We start from the raw sequence: 24736 nt of genomic DNA, 5'->3' as shown, positions 1-24736 counted from the left end.
GCCCGAGACAACTTAGCTAAGAAAGTCGCCGTTTTAACTTGCAACTTAGTCCAAAAAGAATCAAGACACCACAAAATGCCAATATTGGCAGGTCTCCCCATAGTACATAAGGGGTTTTACCCGAGTAAGCCTGTACTTCCATCTGGAGTTCAGCACGGGTAAATTGCGGTAACTGAGCGAGCACACGGCCATCAGCCCCAATAATGGCAGTAATCCCAGTATTGGTTGCACGAATGCTAGGAAGCCCCGTTTCTAAGGAGCGAAGTTGGGATAAACGCAGTTGCTGGGTTGGTGCTTGTGAATGCCCAAACCAGACTAAATTGGTCATGTTAACTAGGAGATTAATTGGCGCAGTGGCATTTCTCAGTCGGGCAGCAAGTTCTCCGCCAAAGACATCTTCATAGCAAATCGTAATCGCAGCGCCCAGCGGTTTTGAATTTGTAGGCTGGATTAAAAACGGTGGCTGATTAACTGCGCCACGACCAAAATTACTCAAGGGAATTTTAAATTCATCGACAAACCATTGAAAACCAGGCGGAATAAATTCACCGAATGGAACTAGATGCGATTTATCGTAGACATAGCTGGGCCGATCTTGACTTAAGCCCAGCGCTCGATTTGTAAATAAGACTTTATTATTTTCGCCGTCAATTTGCCCCACAACACCAATTAACACTTGACTCGCACTAGCCTGAGCAAATGCTTGCAATTGTGTGATGGCGCCAGCTGGTAATTGGGATTCTGGCCAAGGAAAAGCAGTTTCAGGAATGACAATTAAATTAGCCGACTTTTCCTCAATTAAAGTTAGATACAGTTGAATCTGCCTCATGATCGCAGGCGGATTAAATTGCTGACTTTGGGCAAAGTTACCTTGCAGTAGCCTCACTGAAATTGGCTTTTCATAGGCTTGTGTGAAATGCCCAATTCCGAATACCTGACACAATAAAACTCCACTAACAACCATGCCACTCACTTTCCATGGCGCAAGACGTAATTGGGCAATTAGATAGGAAAGCCAAAATACTGCAAAGGTACAAGCGAGCCCCCCAAACCAAGGAGCGATTACCGCAAAAGGACCATTGACTTGGGTTTCAGCAAAACCACTCCAAGGGAAGCCGGTCAATAATGAGCCACGCAGGTATTCCAGCAAAGTCCAAGAACTAGCAAATAGCAGGGCATTGAGCAAGATTGCAAGGGAAGTTTTTTTTGCCGCCTGGCTAATGCAATGAGCCAGTAGCAGAGCCATGCCAAAGAAAAGACTCAGGTAACTCGATAGGGCAAAGACACCAAAGCCCGCTAGCAGCCAACTTAAGCCTCCAACATCATGCAAGCTAATATAAATCCACCATAGGCTACAAACAAAATACGCTAAACCGAAACCCATACCGAGAATGAAAAATGTGCGTTTTTGTTGAAGCCGAAAGTAAGCCAGTAAATACCAAAAAATACTGAGGGCTAAAATTTGCCACCAACCCCCATAGGAAGCTTCAGCGAGCAAGGCAGTGGCAATACCACTTCCTACCGCACACAGTAGCGCACGCAACAGGCTAGAGTTAATCAATTAAGTCTCGGATGGTAGGCGGCGGGCAATAAGAATATGAATTTGCCGTGAATCTGCCCGTTGAATTTCAAATTCAATACCTGCGATTTGGACTTTCTCACCCAATTTAGGTACTCGTCCTAAATGTTGCGAAATAAAACCTGCAATCGTTTCAATATTTTCCAAATGAAAATGAGACCCTAAGGCTGCATTCACTTGCTCTAACTCAGTAATGCCTTTAATGCGTAATGCCTCATTATCGAGCTGAATAATATTATCCGCATCTTCATCCACATCAAACTCATCTTCAATATCACCCACAATTTGTTCAAGGACATCTTCGATCGTAATAATGCCAGCAATACCTCCGTACTCATCAACTACAACAGCAAGATGATTGCGGTTATCACGAAAATCGCGCAATAAAACACTTAGACGCTTTGATTCAGGAATAAAAACGGCGGGGCGCAGCCAGTCGCGTAATTGAAAATCGGCATCGGCAGAGTAGCGTAAAAGGTCTTTAGCTAACAAAATGCCAATGACTTTATCGCGACTGCCTTCAAACACAGGATAACGTGAGTGGGCCGCAGCAATCACTTCAGTAATAATTTGAGATATAGGGAGGTTGACATCAATCCAGTCTAGCTGTGCTCGCGGAACAAGAATATCGCGGGCACATAATTCCCCCACTTGAAAAACACCTTCAATCATTGCTAGGGCATCAGCATTAATGAGGCCCTCTAATTGCGCTTCGCGTAAGGTATTAATGAGGTCGCGGCGCTGCTCAGCTGGCGAGCTCGGTTCAGGACTAAGAAACTCGCTTAAGCGTTCGAGCAGGGTTTTTTGGATTTCAGGCATAGACCAATTATCTAATAAGGGTTAGGATAGCCGAGCATTTTGAGGGATTGAACTTCTAAAGCCTCCATTTTTTTCGCCGCTGGCGATTTTTCATGGTCAAAACCGCGGGCATGCAGACAACCATGTAGTACTAAATGGGCTAAATGCGCTTCTGGCGATTTATTTTGCGCGCGTGCTTCGGCAAGAACGACAGGCCAGCAAATAACAATATCGGCGTGGAGCGGTAGGGTCCCTGTAGCTTTGCTTTCAACTTCGCTATAAATAAAAGTCAGCACATTAGTAGATTTATCGCGTTGTCGAAAATGGTAATTTAGTGCCTTACTTTCAGCTTGATTGATAAAGCGTATAGTTAGTTCGCCCTGTAAATTACTCAGCCCCATTAAAATCCAGCGGCGCATTTTTTTCTGCCCAACTAGGGATAGAACTTTTTCCTCGAGGCTTGCGCTGGCAAATTGGAAATTAATTTTAGGTAATTTCAGCATAAACTATTTCACCGCGCAGGGTATGGGTTAATACTTCCGTAATGCGCACGGTTTGTATTGAGCCAAGCCATTTTTGCAGATCATGCGCGGGCGCGGGAATGTGAATGACCCGATTATTTTCGGCGCGACCCTGTAAATTTATCCCGTCTTTTGCCAGACCTTCAATTAAAACGGTTTCTTCGTTGCCCAACATATTTTGACTAATGATTTTTGCTTGTGAATCAATTAGGGCTAATAATTGATGTAAACGCTGTAACTTAACTTCATGCGGCGTTTCATCGGGTAGGTTTGCCGCAGGTGTGCCAGGGCGAGGACTAAAAATAAAACAGAAGCTATTATCAAACTGTAATTCTTCGACCATTTGCAATAATTTTTCAAAGTCAGCTTCAGTTTCACCAGGAAAGCCGACAATGAAGTCACTCGATAAAGTCAGATTCGGTCTGACCGCACGCATGCGGCGAATAATGCTTTTGAATTCAAGCGCAGTGTAACCCCGTTTCATGGCCGATAAAATCCGATCAGACGCATGTTGTACAGGCAGATGCAGATGGCTAACAAGTTGCGGGATATGGGAATAGACATCAATTAGGCGCTGACTAAATTCTTTGGGATGACTAGTAGTAAAACGAATGCGCTCAACCCCAGGAATTTCAGCCACATACTCAATTAACAGGGCAAAATCAGCTAAAGAACTTGAGTCGCTTAGCTTGCCTTGATAGGCATTCACATTTTGCCCAAGAAGCACAATTTCTTTTACACCTTGTGCGGCTAGGCCGGCAATTTCAACTAGTACATCATCTAATGGGCGTGAGACCTCTTCGCCACGGGTGTAAGGTACTACGCAGTAGCTGCAATACTTCGAGCAGCCTTCCATAATAGAAACATAGGCAGACCCCCGAGTTTGACGTGAAATAGGTAAGTGATCAAATTTTTCAATTTCAGGAAAAGAAATATCAACTTGTGAGGCACCGGTAAGAAGACGCTTCGCTAACAAGTCGGGAAGGCGATGCAAGGTTTGCGGTCCAAACACAACATCAACATGTGGGGCCCGATTAATAATTTGTTGCCCCTCTTGGCTAGCCACACAACCGCCAACGCCGATTAATAATTGGGGTTTGGTTTTTTTGAGTTCACGTAGTCGACCTAAATCAGAAAATACCTTATCTTGGGCTTTCTCCCGAATAGAGCAGGTATTGAGCAACACCACATCGGCTTGTTCTAAATCTAAGGTCGTTTCCATACCTGCAGATGCATGGAGGATATCGGCCATCTTGCTCGAGTCATACTCGTTCATTTGACAACCAAAAGTTTTGATATAAAGCTTTTTCATATGCCGTTCTCAGGTTTATAGCTGGGGGCGAAGCTCGGATTTTAAGGGAAATACCCCAAACAAGCTAGAGCAAGCGGTAAGCCGCAATGGCAACTAGTGTTGGCGGTAAGGCGGCTAGCAAAAGATAAGTAGCTGAAACCGCTGCATTCGGGAAGTAGTTCCGCAGGATTGCGATACCTGCAGGATTAGGTGCATTGGCAATAACGGTTAAACCACCTCCTGCTACCGCGCCACCAACTAAGGCAAGTTTGAACTCAGCTGAAGTACCGGTTACAAGCGACCCTAAATAGGTGAGAGCAGCATTATCAGTAATCGCTGTTAAAGCTAGGCTGCCATAAAAAACTGCACTAGGGCTCATTTGGGTTAGAAGGGGTTGTAGCCACCATGCTTGTAATTTGCCTAAGACCACAAGACCAGCTAAAAAAAATCCAACCAATAAGGCTTCGCGCAAAATTAATGGGCTCTGGTGTTTTGGGTATGCAACCGTATAGCCAATGAAAAATAATAAGAGCCAAATAAAAAGCACGGGATCATGGGCTACTGCCACTATTGCACAGAGAAATAATAAATGAATAAAGGTAACGCTAATGGGCGTTCGCTTGTGGGCATGGCTAGCCTGCTGCGCTTGTTGTAAGCGCGCTACTTCAAGGAGGACTAAATTTTTACGAAAGAGGACGCTCACTATTAATGAATTAAGCAAGATAGCAAGACATGATTTAAGGCCAAAGTTGCTCAACATGAAAGCGTTATCCCATTGCCAAGTATTCGCCACCATTAATACGGGCGGTGCAGCAAAATTAGTGAGGGTACCGCCAATCGAGATATTGACAAATAAAACCCCTAAAGTACCAAACATAAATGGAATAGAGGGCTGATGTCGATACACTAAATCACGCAAGAGAAAAGCGGCAAGCGTCATCGCGGCAGGTTCGGTAATTAAGGACCCCAATAATGGCGTAATACTGAGGGTTAAAAAATACAGGGCGGTACTTTGCTCCGTGCGCACTAAGCGATGGGCCCCATGGCTTAGCCAATTTAAAATTTGCGTTGCAAACTCGAGTATGGGTTTGCTGCCAGCAACGACCATAATGGCAAAAACAAACATAGGTTCAGTATAATTTCGCTCATTCAAGTATTGCTTTGCACTCGCAAAACCATCAATTGCCCAAATAAATAGAATTAATACGGCTGCCCATAGTCCAAAGACAATTTCAACTTCGCCAAGCATATGAAGCAAGCCAGAATGCCGCTTAGAATGGGCCGCTAATTTTTCAAAATAGGCGGTACAAAATGTGTGAGTCACTGCAATGACAAAAAGGACACTAGCACCTAGTTCGGTCGGGGTAAAGTTCATGATGGGATCTTATCAGCTGCAAATGTAAAAAAAAGAATTCGTCTAATACCCTTAAAAAAGAAGTAAAAACCCCTGGAATTTCATGAATTTTAGGTATTTTTAGCAATTATTAAGGATTGGCACCTTGAAATGGGCTAGCAAAACCCCATATATGGTGTAGAGAAAAAGACCTGTGTCGCTAATATACAAAATTTTTAAACGCAATTAAGGATAAAGAGTAATGACCCAAGTTCAAAAAGAGACCTTAGGCTTTCAGGCAGAGGTTAAACAACTATTGCAATTAATGATTCACTCTTTGTATTCCAACAAAGAAATCTTTTTGCGCGAACTCATTTCTAATGCCTCCGATGCAGCTGATAAATTACGCTATGAGGCAATGACACATGCTGATTGGTATGAAGATCAACCCGAATTAAAAATCAAAATTACTTTTGATAAGGTAGCTCGTACTATTACCATTACCGATAATGGTATTGGCATGAGCCGTGAAGAAGTCATTTCTAATTTAGGCACAATTGCAAAATCGGGCACGAAAGAATTTTTCTCCAAACTCTCAGGTGATCAGCAAAAAGATGCCGCTTTAATTGGCCAATTTGGGGTTGGTTTTTATTCGGCTTTTATTGTGGCTGATCGCATTACGGTAGAAACCCGGCGGGCGGGCTTGCCAGCTAGTGATGGTGTGCGTTGGGAATCAGATGGATCAGGTGAATTTACAGTAGAAACGATCGATCGCCCAGAACGCGGCACAGCTATTACCTTGCATCTGCGTGATGGCGAAGATGAGCTACTAACGACTTATGCCCTGAAGACTATTGTGCGGCGGTACTCCGATCATATTTCTTTGCCAATTGAAATGCGCAAAGAGGAGTGGGATGAAGAAAAAAAAGCCCAAGTATTGAAAGATGAATTCGAAAGCATTAATCAAGCTAGCGCTTTATGGGCAAGACCAAAGTCTGAAGTTAGCGTCGAACAATATGATGAATTTTATAAAAATTTGTCGCATGATTATGAAAATCCTTTGTGCTATTCACATAATCGAGTAGAGGGGCGTAGTGAATTTACGCAATTGTTATTTATTCCTGCACATGCGCCATTTGATTTATGGGATCGCAATAAACGTGGCGGCATTAAGCTCTACGTTAAGCGGGTATTCATTATGGATGACGCTGAACAATTAATTCCCACCTACTTACGTTTTGTAACAGGCGTCATTGATACGGCCGATTTACCTTTAAATGTGTCACGTGAAATTTTACAAGAATCACGTGATGTTAAAGTGATTCGTGAAAGCTCAACTAAGCGTGTGCTTGGTATGTTAGAAGACTTGGCTAATAGCGCTGATGAAACGAACCGTGAAAAATACCGCACCTTCTGGAATGCCTTTGGTCAAGCGTTAAAAGAGGGGGTTGGAGAGGATCAAACCAATCAAGAACGCATCGTAAAATTATTGCGTTTTGCTAGTACCCATTCCGATTTACCTGAGCAAACCGTTTCTTTAGCCGATTATGTAGCGCGCATGAAGCCAGGGCAAGAAAAAATATATTACGTTACTGGCGATTCATTTAATGCGGCAAAAAATAGCCCCCATTTAGAAATCTTTCGTAAAAAAGGCGTCGAAGTGTTGTTGTTGTGCGACCGGGTAGATGAATGGATGCTTTCATTTTTAACGGAGTTTGAAGGTAAGGGGCTTTTATCGGTGGCTAAGGGTGATCTCGATTTGGGCGAGCTAACTGATAAACCAGAAAAGGCTGCACAAGAGGCTACCGAAAAGGAATTTAAGGATCTACTCGAGCGGATGAAAAAAATCTTGGCAGATAAAGCAAAAGATGTGCGTATTACCTTTCGTTTAACTGACTCCCCTGCATGTTTAGTAGTTGATGAGCATGAATTATCAGGTAATTTACTGCGCATGTTGAAAGCCGCAGGGCAACAAGCGCCGGAAACAAAACCAATTTTAGAAATCAATCCTGAACATCCCCTGTTGCGCAAGCTAAAGTATGATGACCAACAGTTTGATGAGTGGGCTCATCTCTTATTTGATCAGGCATTGTTGGCTGAGGGTGGTCAGTTAAATGATCCTGCAGGTTTTGTGAAGCGCATGAACCACATGCTTTTAAGCTAGGCCTTAACTGGAGCTCAGATGAATAAAGTCATTTCGCAGTTTGGTTTGGAACCAATGCAGCAACAAATTAGTGCTGGTGAACATCAATTTGTAGCGGATGTGAGCGTCAAGCTGGGTGGCGCCAATTCGGGGCCATCACCCCATGAGCTTTTGGCCGCGGCTTTGGGTGCCTGCACTGGAATTACTTTAAAAATGTACGCACAAAGAAAAGCTTGGCCTTTGAGTAATGCTATTGTCTCTGTTGATATCAATCGCGCCAATCAAATTGAGCAGTTTGAGCGCACCATTGAACTCATTGGTAATTTGGATGCAGAGCAGCGGGCACGGCTATTAGAAATAGCCAATAAGTGCCCAGTGCATCTTGCTTTAGCGGGGCAGATTCAAATTTCCACCCAATTACTCAACGCATAGCAGATTATTTAGAGGTAGAGCTAGAGCCTGAGCTTGCCTTTTGACCCGCACTATAACCTTGGTTGTACTGAGCCTGTTTTTCTGCTGCCTTATCTTTTTCGTATTTATCATATACATAGCCGCCAGCTGCACCAACGGCAGCGCCACCTACTGCGCCCCAAATTGCTGCGCCGCCTAAAGCTGCTGTCCCAATTGCACCGGCAGCAGCACCAATGGCGCCTCCAGATAAAGTACTTTGCTGCGAGCTGTTCATGTTTGAGCAGCCCGTAGTTACCAGGCCAGTAGTTGCAAAGATACTAGTAATGGCGATTAATTTTTTCATCGTATGCATAGTGTTATTCCTTCAGAATGGTCTTAATAATTAAGCGGGGCAAGGGAAGCGCTCAGCTAAATAGCGCAAAGCACTATCGGCCGCAGGGCTACTAAGTAGTGCAGGTTTGCCTTCGGCCCATTTAACAAAGTCGCTAATCACAGTATCTCGCGTGGGGCCTGGCTGTTTGACGCAAATAAAGGGTTTGGCGATGCTGGGATGTCGAGTAACTAAATACGTATCGTAAAGACCTGTTGCATAGCCCAAGCAAAAACTGCGTGACTCGCTACTGGCTGGACTTTTGCAGCTAGTAATAAATTCTTGGGTACTGAGCACTGCGACCTTTTCTTGGGCATATACAACAGTAATAAATGGACTTGCCAAGCCCAAGGCGATAAGTGAAAGTAGGAATTGTTTTTTCATATGTGGCCCCTTGATCGGTTATGAAATAATCGTAAATGTAAATTCTACTCAATTTAATAAATCAATAAGGAATTATGGCTATTTTTGAACTCGACGGTATTCAACCCCAAGTGGGAGAGGGGGCTTGGGTTGCTGAAAGCGCTGAAGTTATTGGTAACGTACATTTGGGCCGAAATGCGAATATTTGGCCCCAAGTTGTAATTCGGGGCGATAACGAACTAGTTGAAATTGGCGAAGAGGTCAATATTCAAGATGCATCGGTTTTGCATTCAGACCCAGGCTTTCCTTTGAGTCTCGAGAAACGGGTTTCGATTGGCCATCGGGTGATGCTTCATGGCTGCAAAATTGGCGAAGGCAGTTTAATTGGCATTGGGGCAGTTATTTTAAATGGCGCCAAAATCGGTAAGCATTGTTTAGTGGGTGCGGGCTCTTTAGTGACAGAAGGTAAGGAATTTCCAGATGGGTCGATGATTTTGGGCTCGCCAGCGAAGGCAGTAAAGTCGTTATCGCCTGAACAATTAGCACGACTCGAATACATTTCCAGTCATTACGTACAAAATGCGCAGCGCTTTAAAAAAGGCCTGAAACGAATTGGCTAAGCAATTGGGGACAAAGTTGCTACATAAATCATAGCGATCTTTGATCTGCATCAAGCTCAAACGAGCTTATTACCATATTATATTCGTCATCTTTATTGGATTGCCCTCAACTGTAAATAATTTTGGACAAAAAAAAGACAAAAGAAATTGGTAAATACCAAAAAACCGAATTACTCGGGAAAACCCCAACCCTTTTACATTGGGAGTTACCCTAGTTAGCATAAAAAAAGCCGTAATACATAGCATAATCATTCCGTTATATCAAACGCATGAAATTATTGGAGAGAAAAATGGCAATAGCAAAAGCAGCACCAATTTCCGCGGGAGATCGCAAAGTTATTTTTGCTTCTTCGCTGGGCACAGTCTTCGAGTGGTACGACTTCTACTTGTATGGCTCACTAGCTGCCATTATTGCTAAGCAATTTTTTAGTGGCCTAGATGAAGGATCGGCATTTATTTTTGCATTGCTGGCTTTTGCTGCTGGTTTTATTGTGCGTCCTTTTGGTGCTTTGGTGTTTGGGCGCTTGGGCGACTTAATTGGTAGAAAGTACACCTTTTTAGTAACGATCGTCATCATGGGATCAGCCACCTTTATCGTAGGTCTATTGCCAAATTACGCGACGATTGGCATTGCAGCACCAGTACTTCTAATTAGCCTACGCATTCTGCAGGGCTTAGCTTTGGGTGGTGAATATGGCGGCGCAGCCACATATGTTGCCGAACATGCACCACGAAATAAGCGGGGGGCCTATACGGCTTGGATTCAAACGACCGCTACGCTCGGACTGTTTTTATCATTGTTAGTCATTTTGGCTACGCGTGAATTCACGGGCCCTGATTTTGATGTATGGGGCTGGAGAGTGCCTTTCCTTGTATCGATCTTTTTGTTGGGTATTTCGGTGTGGATTCGCTTGTCGATGGCTGAATCACCTGCGTTTAAGAAAATGAAGGAAGAGAACAAGCTTTCCAAATCGCCGTTAGCTGAATCCTTTACTGAGTGGAAAAACCTCAAGATCGTAATCTTGGCTTTATTCGGTTTGGTTGCTGGCCAGGCTGTAGTTTGGTATTGCGGCATGTTCTATGAGTTGTTTTTCCTTACCCAGGTTCTGAAAGTCGATGGGAAAACCGCTAATTTAATGGTTGCAGGCGCATTAATATTGGGCACCCCGTTTTTCATAGTATTTGGTTCGTGGTCTGACAAAATTGGCCGCAAGCCAATCATTATGGCTGGACTGTTACTGGCAGTTATCACATATATACCCAATACGCCAGTGTCGGTATTTAATGGCCTCACCCACTTTGCTAACCCTACATTAGAGAAAGCAATGGCAACTTCACCTGCCTCAATTACAGTTGATCCTGCAGAGTGCTCATTCCAATTTAATCCAACAGGTACGGTTAAGTTCACCAGTTCTTGCGATATTGCTAAGCAGGTGATGGCAACTAACTCAGCAAGTTACACTACTATTCCATCAGCCCCAGGAACGGTGGCGCAGGTGAAGATTGGTGAAACTGTCATTGATGGCTATGCCGCCAAGGGAATGGCTCCAGCCGATGCGAAGGCAGCGGATGCAAAATTCAAAAAAGATATTCGTAGTGCTTTAGATGCCGCTGGTTACCCTGCGAAAGCAAATCCTGCGGATATCAATGTGCCAATGGTGGTCTTGCTGTTGGTTTACTTGGTTATCCTGGTAACAATGGTGTATGGTCCAATTGCTGCTGCTTTAGTTGAAATGTTCCCAACCCGTATTCGTTACACTTCAATGTCATTGCCGTATCACATTGGTAATGGTTGGTTTGGTGGTCTCTTGCCAACTATTTCGTTTGCTTTAGTAGCCCAAAACGGCAATATTTATTACGGCCTTTGGTATCCCATTATTGTGGCCTCTGCTACTTTAGTGATCGGCGTTCTTTTTGTAAAAGAAACAAAAGATATCGATATTTATGCTCGTGACTAGGGTATTGAACTAGTTAAGTAAAAAACCCGATTGCCAAAAACAATCGGGTTTTTTCTTTTGGCACAGCCGTAAATAAACTACCTATTAATGAGTAGTTTATTTTGCTGCGCAATTGAAATCTCCCGCGGGCCTGGCGTTACATCAATTGAATTACCAGCACTGATTAAGCCAGGTTTTAGTACCCGCAAATACCAACCAGAATAAGCATTTTTCAGCATGGCCTTAGCTGCGCCGTTAAACCCCAGCTTGGCATTGAATTTAAAGCAGGGTTCGCGTAACTTCACTACCGCAAGTTCAGCAGCCCCAATGCGCCAGCGATCACCGATATATACGTCTGCTTCAAGCAGGCCAGTAATGGTTAGATTTTCTCCGAGCTCACCATGGCTTAAAGCAATTGTTTGTTGGCACTCTTGGCCTAAGAGCGTATTCCAAAAATCATAATGCTCACTAGGGTAGGCATAAACCGCTTTTTCGATGCCACCATGCACTGTAAGGTCAGCTTGTTCATCGCCATCAAGCCCTAGCACCCCAAGCAAAATAGGCTTTGGGTTAGCGATTTGGCTAACTGGTATCTTATTAATCGCTGAGGGCACCACTGTAAATTCGGGGTGATGTACCCCAGGTAATGGAGCCACTTTGCCAATTGAGATGGTGAGAATACGCAAGAGTAAGCCTCCATTAAAAGTAGTTTTATTTTAACTTTGATAAACTTAAAAGGCTTAATCTCTTGGTAGACTACGATAACCAAAAGAAATAGACCATTATTGAAAAGGACGTAACGTTATGCAATCCTTACTGCGCATGCTGACCTTGTTAATTTCCTTAATAATCTGTGCCCCTGTAATAGCAGCGCCACTCATCGTTGCTAAAGAAGCGGCCTTACCTCCAGCAGCCGGCGTTCTTGCCACCCGTGGTATTTCGCGTGGGCCTTCAGTCAAAATGGCTTCGCCTGAGCCAGATGTTGCAGTCAGTTCGCCGCTCGATTTTAAGGTCGTATTTGAAGCGCGTGGTGGTGAAAAAATTGATCCGAACTCAGTAAAAGTCATTTATATGAAGTCACCTTTTGTTGATTTAACCCCGCGTTTAAAAAATGCTATCTCAGCAAACGGCATTGATTTTCCAAAAGCAGAAGTACCCCCAGGCACCCACACTATTCGTATTACTGTTAAAGACACCGAAGGCAGAGAAACTAACTCAGTGCAAACCTTGGTGGTTAATAAGTAATGCAATGCCCTTATTGCCTTTCTGAAGTTGCTGAAGAGGCATTTGTATGTAAAGTTTGTACTCGCGATTTATACCTCTTTAAGCCCATGATGGCTAAGGTTGCTGAATTAGAAAAGCAACTTGAAGAGATGCCAAATCAGAAAGCTTACGAAGAGCGGATTGCAAAATTAGAGGGATTACTACAAGAGAGTGAGAGTGCAGCACTGTCAAGGCGGGGCTTTAGGGAAATTTTTTTCGATACAGTGATCTTTATTTTCATCCCACTTCTATTGTTATTAGCGGCGCATGCATTAATAACGGTAGTGTTTGACACCAAGATGTTATATCTCCGCATTATTTCAATTTGCTTGCCATTACCTTTTGGTTACTTTCTCTTTAAGCGGGTGCATCACCATATTTTTCCTTGGTTTTTAGCAATCCTTTTTCTAGCTATTGCATCGGTTATTGGCATGAGTGGGATTACCAGCCTGGTCGATAAATCACCCATTTGGCCGCAAAATCTTTTTGAATGGCGTGAATCATTAGCGTATTCCGCAAGTATTGCATTTAGTTTTTTAACTGGCATGCTGATTGGTAAGATCACCTACACGAGTAAAAAAAGTAAATCAGCCGCGGAGAACCCTTGGGTAATGGCAGTTGTAGGGGCGCTGGGAGAAGATAAGCTCTCGCCCGAAGCCTTAAAGCATTTAGTGAAAAATCTGCATAAATATGCTGGGATGGCATTTGCAGCAGTATCAACTTCTGTTTCAGTCTATACGGGTCTAAAGGATTTTCTCTAATTTAAAAATATAAAGATGTAAGGGTTGCAATGATCAAAATAATTATTGGCATCACTCTTTTGCCACTAGTTATACAAGTGATTGAAGAGCGCAATATTCAATAGTTGGCAGCCCCATTACCTAAATAGAGCGCGCGCATAAAATTATGAAATGGTTTTTCACTCTTCATAAATTATTGAGAATATTTATTTTTTTTGTTTTTGTTGCAAGCATTCACAGTGCTAATGGTCAAATTGATGCCAAGCAGATAGGTATCGTGGTAATGCATGGTAGCGGCGGAAAGCCAACGGGATATGTATACGATTTGGCAACTGCATTGGAAGGCAAGGGCTATCTGGTAACAAACCTAGAGATGCCTTGGTCTGGAAGAAGGGCGGCTGATGTAACGGCAGAGGTAGGTTTAGAGGAATTAGGCCAGGCGATTACGCAATTACAAAAAAAGGGAGCTAAGGCGATCTTTTTAGCAGGACATAGTTTTGGAGGTACTTTCGCGCTTTATTACGCCGGTGTAAATTTAGTGGATGGAGTTATTGCAATTGCACCCGGTGGGGTCGATTCTGATTTTTACCAAAGCAAAATTGCCAATTCCCTCAATCATGCCCGTCAATTAATTGCTGAGGGCCGCGGCGATCAGAAAGAAAATTTTGCTAATTATGAAAATTCAAGGGGAGACTATACGACCTTGACCCCAGCTAAAGCCTATGTTTCTTGGTATAGCAAAGATAGTGTGATGAATGCTACTCAAGCCTTTAAGCAGCTACGACCCGACGTGCCAGTGCTATACATTGTGCCCACCAATGATTACCCTTTCCTTAGGCGCGCTAAAGCAGCGCGCTGGACCCAATTGCCACCCAACCCTAAAAATGAATTATATGAGCCCATTGCCAGTCATTTAGAGGCGCCAACCGTGTCGATTAATGAAATAATTAGATGGATTAATATGATCGTTACAGATAAAAATTAGAATAATATAGGTCGCAAAAAAGGAGACAAAGTGAAGCTAATGGGACTGGGGCCTCAATTGCGTTTTAATATCGTCATTGTGCTGACGATCTTGGGATGTCATTTATCCGTTAATGCCCAAACTACGCTTAATGTTGCGTCTGATGAGTCCGTTAACACCGAAAATATTAAGGCACCCCCACGTGATGTTAAAGATATTTTACGTGCACTAGAACAAAGTAAGCCCGATTTAGCAACGGTAGCAAAAAATAAAGAAATTATTGCTAAGCCATTACCAAATACACAAGACAAAGAAGAATTAAACCGTTTTTACTCTCAGCAGGCAGAGGCCTATCAAGATTTAGGACTAATGAGTAAGGCAATTCAGGCCGCTCAGCGAGCGGCAAATGATTACCCATCGAAAAATCCTAGACTGTATGTTGGAGATTTAACGCATTTAAGTGTTCTTGAGGGGCTAGGTGGAAAGTTAACTACGGCAATTTCTACTATGGAAAAAGCCATGGCTTATCAGAAGCAAACTTTACCAAAACTGATGGGCATCCGAATGACTATGGGAAGGTTATTGGTTAACTATTATGCTACAGTAGGCAACTTTCCGGCTGCTCAAGAAACTTTAGATGAGCTAGATAATAATATCAAGCGCCTCAAGACCTTTTCGCGCTCATATGGAGAGATAGGAAGTTATTGGGAATCACAATTTGAGAGCGCCCGCGGTATTTATTTTAGTCATCAGGGTCAGTGGGTCGAGAGCGAACGCGCGCTGCGTAAAGCCATTCATTTACTTGAGCAAAACTATAGCAAGGTCAATAACATAGTAGTCAAAGCAGAAGATTCTGAAAACGCTACTCGAGAAGTTGCAGATGCAAGTAATAGCCCACGTGGTTATATTACACAAATTATTCAACGGCAAATTAATTTAGCTTTTGTACTGAGGCAGCAAAGAAAGTTAATTGATGCAGAGTATTACGCCAGAAAAGCGCTTACTTTTGCATTAGAAAAATTTGGGCGTAATTCTGCAGATGCGGGTCGCGCTTTAGCAAGCTTAGCTACGATCATTGACGAGCAAGGACGCTCAGCAGAAGCAGTATTACTTGCCCAGGCAGCCCTAAACTCCGCCAGAGAGGCAGGGGCTCCAGATGATTCTATCGTCCTCGTTAAAGCAAGAGAAGCACTAGGCTCGGCATTAGTTGCTGATGGCAAATATGCTCAAGCAGATACTGTTTTTAACGAAATGGTAGTGGGCATTAAGCGCGATCCCGATTTAGCTAAAAATTACCGTAGTGGTGACTTAGACTGGGTTCTAGCCTTACTAAAAACAGGTAAGGCTAGCCAAGCGGCACAGATGACTGCTGAGATATTGCGTCAGTTTGAGGCGGCAGGAATAAAAAATTCTGCGCGAGTCGCTTTAGTACGCGCATTTGAGGCAACTGCATTACAAGCTCAGGGCAAATGGAGTGAAGCAAATTCGTTATATAAAAATGCTATACCCGCGCTCCTTGACCAATCACGTAATGATGCTGAAAACGATACTAGTAGTATGAAGCAGTTGCAACGGATGAATTTTATTTTAGAAAATTACCTAGCTGAATTAGCGCACATCTATAAAACTGAGCCAGCACAGGCTAGTTCGGCAGCTGCTGAAGCATTTCAAATTGCCGATATTGCCCGGGGCAGTGGCGTACAAAGAGCGCTCACCGCAAGTGCAGCGCGAGCTAGCATTAAAGATCCCCAATTAGCACAATTGGCGCGGCAAGAGCAGGATTTGCAGCGTCGCATTAATACTTTGTCGGAACTGCTTACCGGCTTATTATCTGCAGCCCCCGATCAACAGTTACCTGCTGTCCAAGTGCAAATTCGGACAGACATCGATAAATTTAAAATACAGCGCGAGAATTTAAAGAAGGAAATTGAAAAACGTTTCCCTGAATATGCTGAACTAGTTGAGCCAAAGCCTGCAACAATTGCGGGTACGCAGCGCTTATTACGGGCTGATGAGGTCTTAGTTTCTTGGTATTTTGCAGAAAACGTAGGCTATGTTTGGTCTATTAGTAAAGATACATCTCCCCAGTTTGTGCAAATACCTCTAGGCAGGGCGCAAATGGCTAAAGAAATTACCCAATTGCGCAAAGCCCTCGATCCCGGAGTGGCTACCATTGATGAAATCCCTGCATTCGATATTGCCCTAGCGTATCAGTTGTATCAACAAATTTTGGCCCCCGTTGAATCTAGCTTAAAGGGTAAAAAAGTGATGCTAGTTGTACCGCATGCTGAATTAGGCCAATTACCGCTTGCATTACTTGTTACCAAAGCAACGGCCCAACCCAGTAAAGCTGGCGTGCCATTTGCAGGTTACAAGGCGATTCCTTGGTTAAGTCGGGATATTGCCATTGCACAAATTCCCTCGGTTACCGCCTTAGCAGCTTTGCGTAATTTACCCGCAGGAAGTGATAGTCGTAAAAATTTTATCGGCTTTGGCGATCCATACTTTAGTATGGCGCAAGAAAAAAGTGCCAAGAAGAATATCGCGCCAACCCAACTTGCCACGCGAGGAGCGCCATTAAAATTACGTAGCGCGCCCAAAACTACTGGGGTCAGCTCAGCCGAGCTATCGCTCTTACCTAGACTACCCGATACTAGTCAAGAAATTGAAGAGGTCGGTAAGGTATTAGGTGCAGAACCTGGTGATATTTTTCTTCATCAGCAAGCAACGCTTAAGCAAGTTACGACGATGGATTTATCAAATCGTAAAGTAGTGATGTTTTCTACCCATGGCTTGGTGCCGGGTGAGCTCAATGGCTTAACGCAACCCGCACTGGCACTTTCTTCACCTGAAGTAACGGGCGATAAAGATGATGGTCTCTTGACAATGGATAAAGTGATTGCCTTAAAACTCAATGCCGATTGGGTGGTTTTATCCGCTTGTAATACTGCTGCTGGAGAGGGTTCGGGTAGTGAGGCCGTTTCAGGCTTAGGCAGAGCTTTCTTTTTTGCAGGCGCTAAAGCATTACTAGTATCTAATTGGCCAGTAGATTCTGTCGCATCACGGCAATTGATGACAGATTTATTTAAACGCCAACAACAAACTCAGGGTCTTATCAAGTCAGAGGCATTACGTCAAGCCATGTTGGCACAAATTGATTTAGGTGGTGTTAAAGAGGGAGCAACGATGAAGTACAGTTACGCCCATCCTTTATTTTGGGCGCCATTTGTCGTGGTGGGCGATTAGTTAGCCCAAGAAGGCGCTTAATAAATAAAGCGCATCATATAAGTCAGCATAAGAGGTAATACTAGTAAGCCTAGTAAACTCATAATCCAAGCGCGATTGGGCGCAGGAAAAAGCGCTTCTAATTTAAGAATGCCAAATTGCATCAACAAACCCATCCCATAAAGTATTAGCGGCAATAGCCAGCCTTTGGCAATTCCTAAAATAAGAAGATAGGCGACACCAATGAGCGCCTCAATTACGACATAACTGGGAAAGAGGTATTTAAAGAAAAGCGCTAAGTCGCGCGCCAGCTTTCTTCCTCGCTTATCACCTAGGCGAGCAACTAAATCATTTTCTGCAATTCTTTCGGGTATGCCCTGATGATAATTTTTAAGCGCATAACCCAGTTGCTGCGCCATAAAGCAATAGCAAACTAAATACGAAATGAGTAGTTCAAAAGAAAAATTCGGCATAATGGCGATACTATAATTTATAAAGCAGATTCATCAAAAGTAAGCTAACTAAGATGAGCTTCTGTGAGCCCTAAGAGAAGAGACAAATGCCAATTAAAAATATTATTCCTAATTTGCTCGGCCTAGGAAGTTTGCTTATTTTATTTGTCTTGGGTAGGACCTTAAATGTGCCAATCATCCTGCAAATTTTTAAGCAAGTTGACCAGTTAACCGGCAATATCATTTTGGTTATTATCGCCATAGCCATTGGCATCTTCATGAAAGATTATTGGTATGTCCTTGGGGCAACTCTTGTTGCGACCCTCGTTACGCTGCTAGTGCCTGCAGTCCCTGAATTACTAAACACAACGCAGGAATATATATATGCGTTTATGTTAGTAATTCTAGGATTTTCTTCGATCTCTAATTTTTCACGCCAGTATCGTTAACGACGCAATAAGTTCAAGTTTATTTTTTAGCTTCAGCAGCTGGTGTAGCGGCAGGAACAGCGGCAGGTTGAGCCTCTTTTTTTGCCTCTTCGATATGAGTAGCTTCAGCGCCATGCTTCTCGCCACCCATGTCAATATTACCGTCGCCTTTCATCATAAGCCAGCCAGTAAGTCCAATTAAAATAAGTACAACGATGATGATTGTGCGGTTGCTCATCTGATTCCCCTGAATATTAATATATTGATTAATTTTTAAGCTTAAAAAAGCCTTATAATTTAATGTAAGCTTTCATTATAGTATTAATTAATAAGCTAATTGCCTTATATTAAATAATAATATCTAATATAATTTTTATAACATTTACCTTAGCGCTTAAAAAGCCATGGAGTATCAAAAATGAATTTACGTAAATATATTAATGCCTTTTTTCTTGGCTGCGCAGTAATCAGCACCAGCGTAATGGCTGCAGATGCGGCAAAACCGCCTTCTGGTTCGGTGACTATTAATGAAACTCAGTTTGCCCTGATCGTAGGTGGTAGTACAGGCGGCGGTGTCTTGACCTATAAAGGCAAGCAATATCCATTCAAAATAACAGGTATTAGCTTGGGTGCAAACATTGGCGTCTCTAAACTTTCCGCAGTTGGTGAAGTGTATGACTTAAACGATATTTCTAAATTTGCAGGCACCTTTACAAAATTAGATGGCAGTATTACTTTGGGCGGTGGCGTTGGCGGCTCTGTATTAAAGAATGAAAATGGCGTGATCATGCGCTTAACCAGCACTTCGCAAGGCATTCAGTTGAATTTAAGTGCGAGCGGTGTGTCGGTGAAGTTGGATAAATAATTTAATTTATTGAGCTAGAGATTTAGTGGCCATCCGCACGGCCGCTAAATCCCATAAAGCCGAGCCACATGATTTAAAGAGTGTCGGTTTATGAGGATCAATTGATTTTTTCTTCGAGACAAGTTCACCTAAAGTTGGGTAATCAGCCGGAGCTAATTTTGCTAGCAATAAGTCACCCCCTTCATGACTTACTTCAGGGGTATCGCAGATGATGTTGCCGTACATAGCGAAGCGCTGACAAATATCTGCCGATATTTCGGCTAAATGCGCTTTGAATGAGCCAATTGCAGTAATAAACAAGCTATCAAAATCCAAGTTTTGCAAATGCAATAGCACTAGCTCGTGTGCTGGCGTGCAAGTTGCAATGTTTTGAATCGATGCAGGATAAGGCGCTTTAGGTGGTAAATAGTGTGCATCAATACCTAACTTTTTAGCGTACTCAACTAGGGCAACTGCCGAAGCCATGCTTTTTGACTGCACCCAAACCCGTTGGGTGCTAAAAAGGATATGAAAAGCCTCCAAATGATTTTTACCCTGTACACCTGCTCCAATGATAAGTAAGTCACCGTCAGGATTTGGTGCTGCGAGTTGTGCAGCTAAAGCAGAGACAGCAGCCGTGCGTTGAGCGGTAATGAGAGCGCCATCGAGCGTAGCCAGTACAGCTCCGGAAGCCGCATCAAAAACCAAGATCTCTCCTTGGATGGCAGGTAGGCCTTTAGTAAGATTAAGCGGGCAAACCGAAATCGATTTGACGGCGGCTATATCGGGTCCGGCAATTGGCATCACCAATAGAACGCCATCATCTTTTAGGGGCAAAGCATGGCGGGGCGGCTTCTGAATTAATCCTTGAGAATCATCAATTAAAACTAATTGAATTTCAGTAAGAAGTTGATGCCAAGAAGTGCTTGCTTGCGTCATCAAGCTAATCTTAGCTCATGATGCCAATTTGCCATGGTACAAATTCATACTTACCTAAGTCAAGTAATTCACTCTTAGACTCCTCGCCTGAGGCAGTACGTAAAAAAAGTTCAAAAATACGTTGACCCATTTCTTGAACCGAGGCGGTGCCATCCAAAATTTCACCGCAATTAATATCCATGTCTTCAGTTAGTTTGTTATACATCGGCGTATTGGTTGCTAATTTTAAGCAGGGCGCAGGTCTTGAGCCAAACATCGAGCCACGACCTGTTGTAAAAGCAATCAGGTTAGCCCCACCAGCAATTTGACCAGTTGCTGACACCGGATCAAAACCGGGGGTATCCATAAAAACAAAGCCCTTTGTGGTTACGGGTTCGGCATATTTATACACTTCCATCAAGGGTCCGGTACCACCTTTCATCGACGAGCCAAGTGATTTTTCAAAGATATTGGCAAGCCCGCCAATTTGATTGCCTGGACTTACTTTGCCATTAATTTGTACATCACGACCAGGTGAGTATTCATCTTTCCACCAGCGAATTCGTTCAATGAGTTTTTCCCCAACAGCCTGGCTAACAGCGCGTCGCGTTAAGGTATGTTCAACCCCATAAATTTCTGGAGTTTCTGAGAGAATGCCAGTACCACCATGACGGGCCAAGATGTCTACTGCCGCCCCCAAGGCGGGATTAGCCGTAATTGACGAAAAGCCATCAGACCCACCACACTGTAAGCCAACACTTAAATGACTTGCCGAAACTGTTTGCCGATTAAACTGATTTGCTGCCGGTAGCAGGGCTTTCACAGCTTCAATACCTGCCTCAATGGTTTTTCTTGTGCCACCACTTTCTTGCATGATGAAAGTATGTAGGGTAGAGCCCTCATGTAAATCTTCTTGTTCCATTAAACCTTTTAATTGGTTGCGTTCACACCCAAGGCCAATTACCAATGCTGCAGCTAAGTTCGGATGGCGTGCATAACCCGCCATAGTGCGGCGTAATAGTTGCATGGGCTCCCCAGACATTTCCATGCCGCAGCCAATCGAATGACTAAAAGCAGCCACGCCATCCACATTTGGATACTCCGCAAGACGTTCGGGAGTAAACCATTCAGCAATTTTATTGACTACCGTTGCTGAACAATTAACCGTTGCCAGAATACCAATGTAATTGCGCGTTCCCACTTTGCCATTGGCACGGACATACCCTTGAAAAGTTGCGCGCTCAGCTTCAGGCAGCAGAGCGATAGGTTGATATTCACTCGCGTAGGCGTAGTCACGATCAAATTCTTTAAAATCGGTATTGTGACTGTGTACCATCGTACCTGCTTCAATATCGGTATTGGCAAAGCCAACGGTTACGTTATATTTGAGGATGGGCTCACCCTTGAGAATTTTTTTGGCCGCTATTTTGTAACCCGCAGGTACTTGGCTACGGCTAGTAAAGTCTTCGCTTGGCACAGCAGTGCCAATGCCAATATCAACTCGCGCAACAACGACATTATCATGTGGGTGTAGCCGAATAATGGGCCCAATGAGCCGCTTTTCAGACATTTCTATCATGTACAGACCTCTTTAAAATGCAACTTAATACAGCGCTAATTAATCGATTTTAATACCTGCATCTTTTACTACACGGCGCCAATTGATAATGCTGTCTCGAATGTATTTACTATATTCCTCAGGCGTGCCGCCAACCACATTAAAACCAAGCTCAGTAAGGCGTGTACGAATCTCAGGCATTTGCAGTACTTTATTCATTTCCTGATTTATCTTCAGAATAATGTCGCGCGGTGTAGCTGCTGGTGCCAGCACGCCCCAGTATGAACTAGCTTGACTAACCGCAGCTAAACCTACTTCACTAAAAGTAGGCACATTCGGTAAAGCGGGTGAGCGGGTATAGCCAGTGACCGCAAGGGCGCGCAGTTGACCGTTATCAATAAAGGCTTTGCTAGAGCTAATGTTAGTAAAAGTTGCCGCAACCTGACCCGCAACCGTATCTGTTACTGCTGGTCCCGCCCCCTTATATGGAGCATGAATCATATCGATTCCTGCAGTAAGTTTAAATAATTCACCGGTGAGATGTGAGGAGGTGCCCGCTCCAGCAGAAGCATAAGCTAAGGCGCCATTTTTCGTTTTTGCAAGCGCAATTAATTCACTAACAGTTTTTGCTGGTACAGCCGAATTGACGACGAGTGCACTCGCTCCCGAGGTCAGCAAAATGACAGCAGTAAGATCCTTAATACTGTCATAGGGTATTTTTTGTAAGAGCGCAGGATTTGAAGTAAAGGCAGTGTCAACAACCACAAAAGTGTAGCCATCGGGCTGGCTGCGCACGACCATTTCCGTGCCAATTGTGCTGCCCGAGCCAGGGCGATTTTCCAGAATAATTTGCTGACCTAATAATTCAGTCAGCTTGGGCGCAATGATGCGCATTTGCATATCTGTGCCCCCGCCGGGCGCAAATGGGATGACAAACTTTATAGGCCTATCGGGATAGGCAGCTAATGCCATACCCCCATGCAAAGCCCCAAGCGCAATCAGGCTTAAAAGAAGTTGTCGATAAATACTACTGAAACCTATTGAATGCATGATTGCTCCCTATTTTTACGTTCAATTTACCTGATTGCTGCGGGCAATACTAAATAAGCGTGGATTTAGACGTCATTATCGCGATCATTTATAATTATCAGTTCGGCGAATTAGCTCAGCTGGTTAGAGCGACGGAATCATAATCCGCAGGTCCGGGGTTCAAATCCCTGATTCGCCACCAAACAAACGTAGTAAGTAAAAGGGTTAGCGGGCGATTTGCTCCTAGCCCTTTTTTCTTTTTTATCACTACACACCTACTACACACTTTTTGACTAAAAACTCGTTAAGCTATATGCTGTAAGCCTCGCGAGGAAAAATGTCACCTAGAAAAGAATCCACTCACAGCATTATAGAAGGCGAACTTTTAATCGCATTGCGTGAGCGTAGTAGCGTCTGGCAGTGCCGTTACAGGGTAGACGGCGTATGGCAACGAACGACTACGGGTGAGCGTGACATCAAGAAAGCCAAGGAAACGGCTAAAAAGCTCTATTTAGAGGCTCAGATACGCAAAGAAAATAACTACACACCTATTACGAGGAAATTTAGGGATGTGGCTAGGTCTGTAGTTAAAAGGCTGGAAAAAGAGATTGAGGCTGGACAAGGAAAAGCCAGCAATAAGGATTACATCATTGCCATAGATAGATATCTCATCCCCATCTTAGGCAAGTACAAGATAGATAGCATTGATTACGTAGCCTTGGCGAAGCTAGATAAGGCTCGTATTACAAAAATGCGTAAGGAGCCCACCAAGAGTACCTTACTGACTCATAACGCCGCTTTGAATAGAGTCTTTGATTTGGCGATTGAAAAAGGCTACATGACGCAAAGCAGTAGACCTGAGCTAAAAGCAAAAGGCAAGAGGAGTGAACGTCGTATTGAATTTACTGAGGCAGAGGTCAGGGCAATACGAGGTAGCTTTGAAAAATGGATTGAGATTGCTAGAGCAGATTCAAAAGCAGTAAGAGCATTGCTTAGAGACTATGTTGAAGTCTTGCTTGATACAGGGGCGCGCCCCGGTAAGGAGTTATTGGATCTTAAGTGGGCACAGATAGAGTTTTCTATTGATCCTATTTTGGTTGGGAAAACGGAAGCAAAACCAACAGAGGATAACCAGCATGGTGAGGACATAGAGGCGTATGACTGGCAACGTACAGTCATTCTAAATATCCAATCAGGCAAGACAGGTAAACGTAAAGCAATTGGTAGAGCGGCAACTGTAGAGGCTTTGACTCGTATAGCTGATCGCAATTACAAGCTAAACCTTCCGCAAGCAATTGAAGAGAAGCCAAAAGAATTTATCTTTAGATATAAAGAATTTTTAAGTAAGAGGCGAGGCAACTTGGAAAAGGAAGAGCCTAAGCTGGTTGCGCCAACCAGTTTCGTGAAACTCTTTAATGAATATTTAAAGTCTCATGGGTTGTTGGTAGACCCAATTACAGGGAAAGAGCGTCAGCCTTATAGCTTACGTCACACCTATGCCACATTGATGCTTACTCATGACAAAGTTTCGGCACACACATTGGCAAAGCAGATGGGCACAAGTATTTCCATGATTGAAAAGCATTACAGTCATCTAGATGCTGTTAAGGCTATCCATCAGTTGCGTGGTGAAGAGAGTAGGCAACTTATTAAGGCAGATTTGGGTGTGGATAAAAAATACGAGTACAGAGGTATTGAGAAAAAAAAGAAAAAATAGTTAATTTTTAATTACCTAACTTTGGATACTGACTCATTGTTTTAATGAGGTGGGGAATTAGTCTTGGTGGAATGATGGCTGGTATTTTCGAATCCTTTTCATACAGAGGGTGTCCCATATTTTGTGTAAACGGGGTTCGTTTACTACAGAGGGATTCTCTCCTCATACTTAATACTAAACTGATTTAATGCACCCTTCCAATCTCTGATGGGCATACTCCACTTTTGGCTGA

24 protein-coding genes and 1 tRNA gene are annotated in these 24736 nt (G+C 43.5%); 12 read left to right on the top strand and 13 right to left on the bottom strand.

Annotated features, from left to right (window positions below; translation table 11 throughout):
* Positions 1 to 16: 16 nt before the first annotated feature.
* From lnt to LZG75_RS00105, 5 genes are all read right to left on the bottom strand, one after another.
* Positions 17 to 1561, bottom strand: coding sequence for an apolipoprotein N-acyltransferase (gene lnt, locus LZG75_RS00125; RefSeq protein WP_233934711.1), 1545 nt, complete (start codon positions 1559 to 1561; stop codon positions 17 to 19).
* A complete protein-coding gene (locus LZG75_RS00120) occupies positions 1562 to 2398 on the bottom strand; it encodes an HlyC/CorC family transporter (protein WP_233934710.1) in 837 nt (278 codons plus the stop codon).
* A gap of 11 nt (positions 2399 to 2409) precedes the next feature.
* Complete coding sequence (ybeY, locus tag LZG75_RS00115) at positions 2410 to 2880, bottom strand: rRNA maturation RNase YbeY (protein ID WP_233924580.1); 471 nt, start codon at positions 2878 to 2880, stop codon at positions 2410 to 2412.
* Entirely contained in the window at positions 2864 to 4210 is a 1347-nt protein-coding gene (gene miaB / locus LZG75_RS00110; RefSeq protein ID WP_233924582.1) for a tRNA (N6-isopentenyl adenosine(37)-C2)-methylthiotransferase MiaB, read from the bottom strand. Before miaB ends, ybeY begins: the two co-directional genes overlap by 17 nt.
* 64 nt (positions 4211 to 4274) lie before the next feature.
* Positions 4275 to 5564 (bottom strand): putative Na+/H+ antiporter, encoded by a 1290-nt coding sequence (locus LZG75_RS00105; RefSeq protein ID WP_233924583.1) that lies wholly within the window; start codon positions 5562 to 5564, stop codon positions 4275 to 4277.
* A 220-nt stretch (positions 5565 to 5784) separates the two neighbouring features.
* On the opposite strand from LZG75_RS00105, the gene htpG reads away from it, so the two are divergent.
* Positions 5785 to 7686 carry a molecular chaperone HtpG gene (gene htpG / locus LZG75_RS00100; RefSeq protein WP_233934709.1) on the top strand — a complete coding sequence of 634 codons (1902 nt, stop codon included), beginning with the start codon at positions 5785 to 5787 and terminating at the stop codon, positions 7684 to 7686.
* Positions 7687 to 7704: 18 nt separating this feature from the next.
* Positions 7705 to 8097, top strand: coding sequence for an OsmC family protein (locus LZG75_RS00095; RefSeq protein ID WP_233924585.1), 393 nt, complete (start codon positions 7705 to 7707; stop codon positions 8095 to 8097).
* A gap of 4 nt (positions 8098 to 8101) precedes the next feature.
* On the opposite strand, the gene LZG75_RS00090 is transcribed toward LZG75_RS00095, so the two are convergent.
* A complete protein-coding gene (locus LZG75_RS00090) occupies positions 8102 to 8428 on the bottom strand; it encodes a glycine zipper domain-containing protein (protein WP_233924586.1) in 327 nt (108 codons plus the stop codon).
* A 30-nt stretch (positions 8429 to 8458) separates the two neighbouring features.
* Entirely contained in the window at positions 8459 to 8830 is a 372-nt protein-coding gene (locus tag LZG75_RS00085) for a Rap1a/Tai family immunity protein (RefSeq protein ID WP_233934708.1), read from the bottom strand.
* Between the two features lie 74 nt (positions 8831 to 8904).
* Between LZG75_RS00085 and LZG75_RS00080 the strand changes: the two genes are divergently transcribed.
* Together LZG75_RS00080 and LZG75_RS00075 are read left to right on the top strand one after the other, a co-directional pair.
* The gene (locus tag LZG75_RS00080; RefSeq protein WP_233934707.1) at positions 8905 to 9429 is read left to right on the top strand and encodes a gamma carbonic anhydrase family protein; all 525 of its coding nucleotides are present in this window, start codon (positions 8905 to 8907) and stop codon (positions 9427 to 9429) included.
* Positions 9430 to 9719: 290 nt separating this feature from the next.
* Positions 9720 to 11387: an MFS transporter gene (locus LZG75_RS00075; protein WP_233934706.1), complete on the top strand. Its 1668-nt coding sequence runs from the start codon at positions 9720 to 9722 to the stop codon at positions 11385 to 11387.
* Between the two features lie 77 nt (positions 11388 to 11464).
* Here LZG75_RS00075 and LZG75_RS00070 read toward each other — a convergent pair whose 3' ends face one another.
* Complete coding sequence (locus LZG75_RS00070) at positions 11465 to 12052, bottom strand: MOSC domain-containing protein (RefSeq protein ID WP_233934705.1); 588 nt, start codon at positions 12050 to 12052, stop codon at positions 11465 to 11467.
* Positions 12053 to 12170: 118 nt separating this feature from the next.
* On the opposite strand from LZG75_RS00070, the gene LZG75_RS00065 reads away from it, so the two are divergent.
* The 4 genes from LZG75_RS00065 (at position 12171) to LZG75_RS00050 (ending at position 17579) form a co-directional block, all read left to right on the top strand.
* Entirely contained in the window at positions 12171 to 12611 is a 441-nt protein-coding gene (locus LZG75_RS00065) for a hypothetical protein (RefSeq protein WP_233924592.1), read from the top strand.
* Positions 12611 to 13390: a hypothetical protein gene (locus LZG75_RS00060; RefSeq protein ID WP_233924593.1), complete on the top strand. Its 780-nt coding sequence runs from the start codon at positions 12611 to 12613 to the stop codon at positions 13388 to 13390. Before LZG75_RS00065 ends, LZG75_RS00060 begins: the two co-directional genes overlap by 1 nt.
* Positions 13391 to 13535: 145 nt before the next feature.
* Positions 13536 to 14354 carry an alpha/beta hydrolase gene (locus LZG75_RS00055; protein ID WP_233934704.1) on the top strand — a complete coding sequence of 273 codons (819 nt, stop codon included), beginning with the start codon at positions 13536 to 13538 and terminating at the stop codon, positions 14352 to 14354.
* A gap of 39 nt (positions 14355 to 14393) precedes the next feature.
* Positions 14394 to 17579, top strand: coding sequence for a CHAT domain-containing protein (locus tag LZG75_RS00050; protein WP_233934703.1), 3186 nt, complete (start codon positions 14394 to 14396; stop codon positions 17577 to 17579).
* A 17-nt stretch (positions 17580 to 17596) separates the two neighbouring features.
* Here LZG75_RS00050 and LZG75_RS00045 read toward each other — a convergent pair whose 3' ends face one another.
* Positions 17597 to 18031: a hypothetical protein gene (locus LZG75_RS00045; protein ID WP_233934702.1), complete on the bottom strand. Its 435-nt coding sequence runs from the start codon at positions 18029 to 18031 to the stop codon at positions 17597 to 17599.
* Between the two features lie 86 nt (positions 18032 to 18117).
* Between LZG75_RS00045 and LZG75_RS00040 the strand changes: the two genes are divergently transcribed.
* Positions 18118 to 18459, top strand: a complete 342-nt coding sequence (locus LZG75_RS00040; protein ID WP_233934701.1) for a hypothetical protein — start codon at positions 18118 to 18120, stop codon at positions 18457 to 18459.
* 19 nt (positions 18460 to 18478) lie between these two features.
* Here LZG75_RS00040 and LZG75_RS00035 read toward each other — a convergent pair whose 3' ends face one another.
* Complete coding sequence (locus LZG75_RS00035; RefSeq protein ID WP_233934700.1) at positions 18479 to 18676, bottom strand: hypothetical protein; 198 nt, start codon at positions 18674 to 18676, stop codon at positions 18479 to 18481.
* Between the two features lie 180 nt (positions 18677 to 18856).
* Between LZG75_RS00035 and LZG75_RS00030 the strand changes: the two genes are divergently transcribed.
* A complete protein-coding gene (locus LZG75_RS00030) occupies positions 18857 to 19303 on the top strand; it encodes an EipA family protein (protein ID WP_233924598.1) in 447 nt (148 codons plus the stop codon).
* Between the two features lie 6 nt (positions 19304 to 19309).
* On the opposite strand, the gene LZG75_RS00025 is transcribed toward LZG75_RS00030, so the two are convergent.
* Genes LZG75_RS00025 through LZG75_RS00015 form a run of 3 tightly spaced genes read right to left on the bottom strand, consistent with a single transcriptional unit; the run spans position 19310 to position 22808 of the window.
* Positions 19310 to 20221: a delta(1)-pyrroline-2-carboxylate reductase family protein gene (locus LZG75_RS00025; protein WP_233934699.1), complete on the bottom strand. Its 912-nt coding sequence runs from the start codon at positions 20219 to 20221 to the stop codon at positions 19310 to 19312.
* Positions 20222 to 20231: 10 nt separating this feature from the next.
* On the bottom strand, positions 20232 to 21779 hold the full coding sequence (locus LZG75_RS00020) for a UxaA family hydrolase (protein ID WP_233934698.1): 1548 nt from the start codon (positions 21777 to 21779) through the stop codon (positions 20232 to 20234).
* A gap of 39 nt (positions 21780 to 21818) precedes the next feature.
* Positions 21819 to 22808, bottom strand: coding sequence for a tripartite tricarboxylate transporter substrate binding protein (locus LZG75_RS00015; protein ID WP_233934697.1), 990 nt, complete (start codon positions 22806 to 22808; stop codon positions 21819 to 21821).
* Positions 22809 to 22912: 104 nt separating this feature from the next.
* Here LZG75_RS00015 and LZG75_RS00010 point away from each other — a divergent pair.
* Positions 22913 to 22989: transfer RNA gene (locus LZG75_RS00010), tRNA-Met, on the top strand.
* Between the two features lie 135 nt (positions 22990 to 23124).
* On the top strand, positions 23125 to 24504 hold the full coding sequence (gene xerC / locus LZG75_RS00005) for a tyrosine recombinase XerC (protein ID WP_233934696.1): 1380 nt from the start codon (positions 23125 to 23127) through the stop codon (positions 24502 to 24504).
* Positions 24505 to 24736 lie beyond the last annotated feature (232 nt).

The organism is Polynucleobacter sp. IMCC30063 (assembly GCF_021395235.1).
In the GTDB taxonomy this organism is placed as follows: Bacteria; Pseudomonadota; Gammaproteobacteria; order Burkholderiales; family Burkholderiaceae; genus Polynucleobacter.
Note: the sequence above shows the minus strand (reverse complement) of the source record. Positions and strands in the feature narration are given on the sequence as shown.

Excerpts from the sequence above, each read along its gene's own strand:
- LZG75_RS00120 (WP_233934710.1), bottom strand. The coding sequence starts at position 2,398 with ATGCCTGAAATCCAAAAAACCCTGCTCGAACGCTTAAGCGAGTTTCTT.
- ybeY (WP_233924580.1), bottom strand. The coding sequence starts at position 2,880 with ATGCTGAAATTACCTAAAATTAATTTCCAATTTGCCAGCGCAAGCCTC.
- miaB (WP_233924582.1), bottom strand. The coding sequence starts at position 4,210 with ATGAAAAAGCTTTATATCAAAACTTTTGGTTGTCAAATGAACGAGTAT.
- LZG75_RS00105 (WP_233924583.1), bottom strand. The coding sequence starts at position 5,564 with ATGAACTTTACCCCGACCGAACTAGGTGCTAGTGTCCTTTTTGTCATT.
- htpG (WP_233934709.1), top strand. The coding sequence starts at position 5,785 with ATGACCCAAGTTCAAAAAGAGACCTTAGGCTTTCAGGCAGAGGTTAAA.
- LZG75_RS00095 (WP_233924585.1), top strand. The coding sequence starts at position 7,705 with ATGAATAAAGTCATTTCGCAGTTTGGTTTGGAACCAATGCAGCAACAA.
- LZG75_RS00090 (WP_233924586.1), bottom strand. The coding sequence starts at position 8,428 with ATGCATACGATGAAAAAATTAATCGCCATTACTAGTATCTTTGCAACT.
- LZG75_RS00085 (WP_233934708.1), bottom strand. The coding sequence starts at position 8,830 with ATGAAAAAACAATTCCTACTTTCACTTATCGCCTTGGGCTTGGCAAGT.
- LZG75_RS00080 (WP_233934707.1), top strand. The coding sequence starts at position 8,905 with ATGGCTATTTTTGAACTCGACGGTATTCAACCCCAAGTGGGAGAGGGG.
- LZG75_RS00075 (WP_233934706.1), top strand. The coding sequence starts at position 9,720 with ATGGCAATAGCAAAAGCAGCACCAATTTCCGCGGGAGATCGCAAAGTT.
- LZG75_RS00065 (WP_233924592.1), top strand. The coding sequence starts at position 12,171 with ATGCAATCCTTACTGCGCATGCTGACCTTGTTAATTTCCTTAATAATC.
- LZG75_RS00060 (WP_233924593.1), top strand. The coding sequence starts at position 12,611 with ATGCAATGCCCTTATTGCCTTTCTGAAGTTGCTGAAGAGGCATTTGTA.
- LZG75_RS00055 (WP_233934704.1), top strand. The coding sequence starts at position 13,536 with ATGAAATGGTTTTTCACTCTTCATAAATTATTGAGAATATTTATTTTT.
- LZG75_RS00050 (WP_233934703.1), top strand. The coding sequence starts at position 14,394 with ATGGGACTGGGGCCTCAATTGCGTTTTAATATCGTCATTGTGCTGACG.
- LZG75_RS00045 (WP_233934702.1), bottom strand. The coding sequence starts at position 18,031 with ATGCCGAATTTTTCTTTTGAACTACTCATTTCGTATTTAGTTTGCTAT.
- LZG75_RS00040 (WP_233934701.1), top strand. The coding sequence starts at position 18,118 with ATGCCAATTAAAAATATTATTCCTAATTTGCTCGGCCTAGGAAGTTTG.
- LZG75_RS00035 (WP_233934700.1), bottom strand. The coding sequence starts at position 18,676 with ATGAGCAACCGCACAATCATCATCGTTGTACTTATTTTAATTGGACTT.
- LZG75_RS00030 (WP_233924598.1), top strand. The coding sequence starts at position 18,857 with ATGAATTTACGTAAATATATTAATGCCTTTTTTCTTGGCTGCGCAGTA.
- LZG75_RS00025 (WP_233934699.1), bottom strand. The coding sequence starts at position 20,221 with ATGACGCAAGCAAGCACTTCTTGGCATCAACTTCTTACTGAAATTCAA.
- LZG75_RS00020 (WP_233934698.1), bottom strand. The coding sequence starts at position 21,779 with ATGATAGAAATGTCTGAAAAGCGGCTCATTGGGCCCATTATTCGGCTA.
- LZG75_RS00015 (WP_233934697.1), bottom strand. The coding sequence starts at position 22,808 with ATGCATTCAATAGGTTTCAGTAGTATTTATCGACAACTTCTTTTAAGC.
- xerC (WP_233934696.1), top strand. The coding sequence starts at position 23,125 with ATGTCACCTAGAAAAGAATCCACTCACAGCATTATAGAAGGCGAACTT.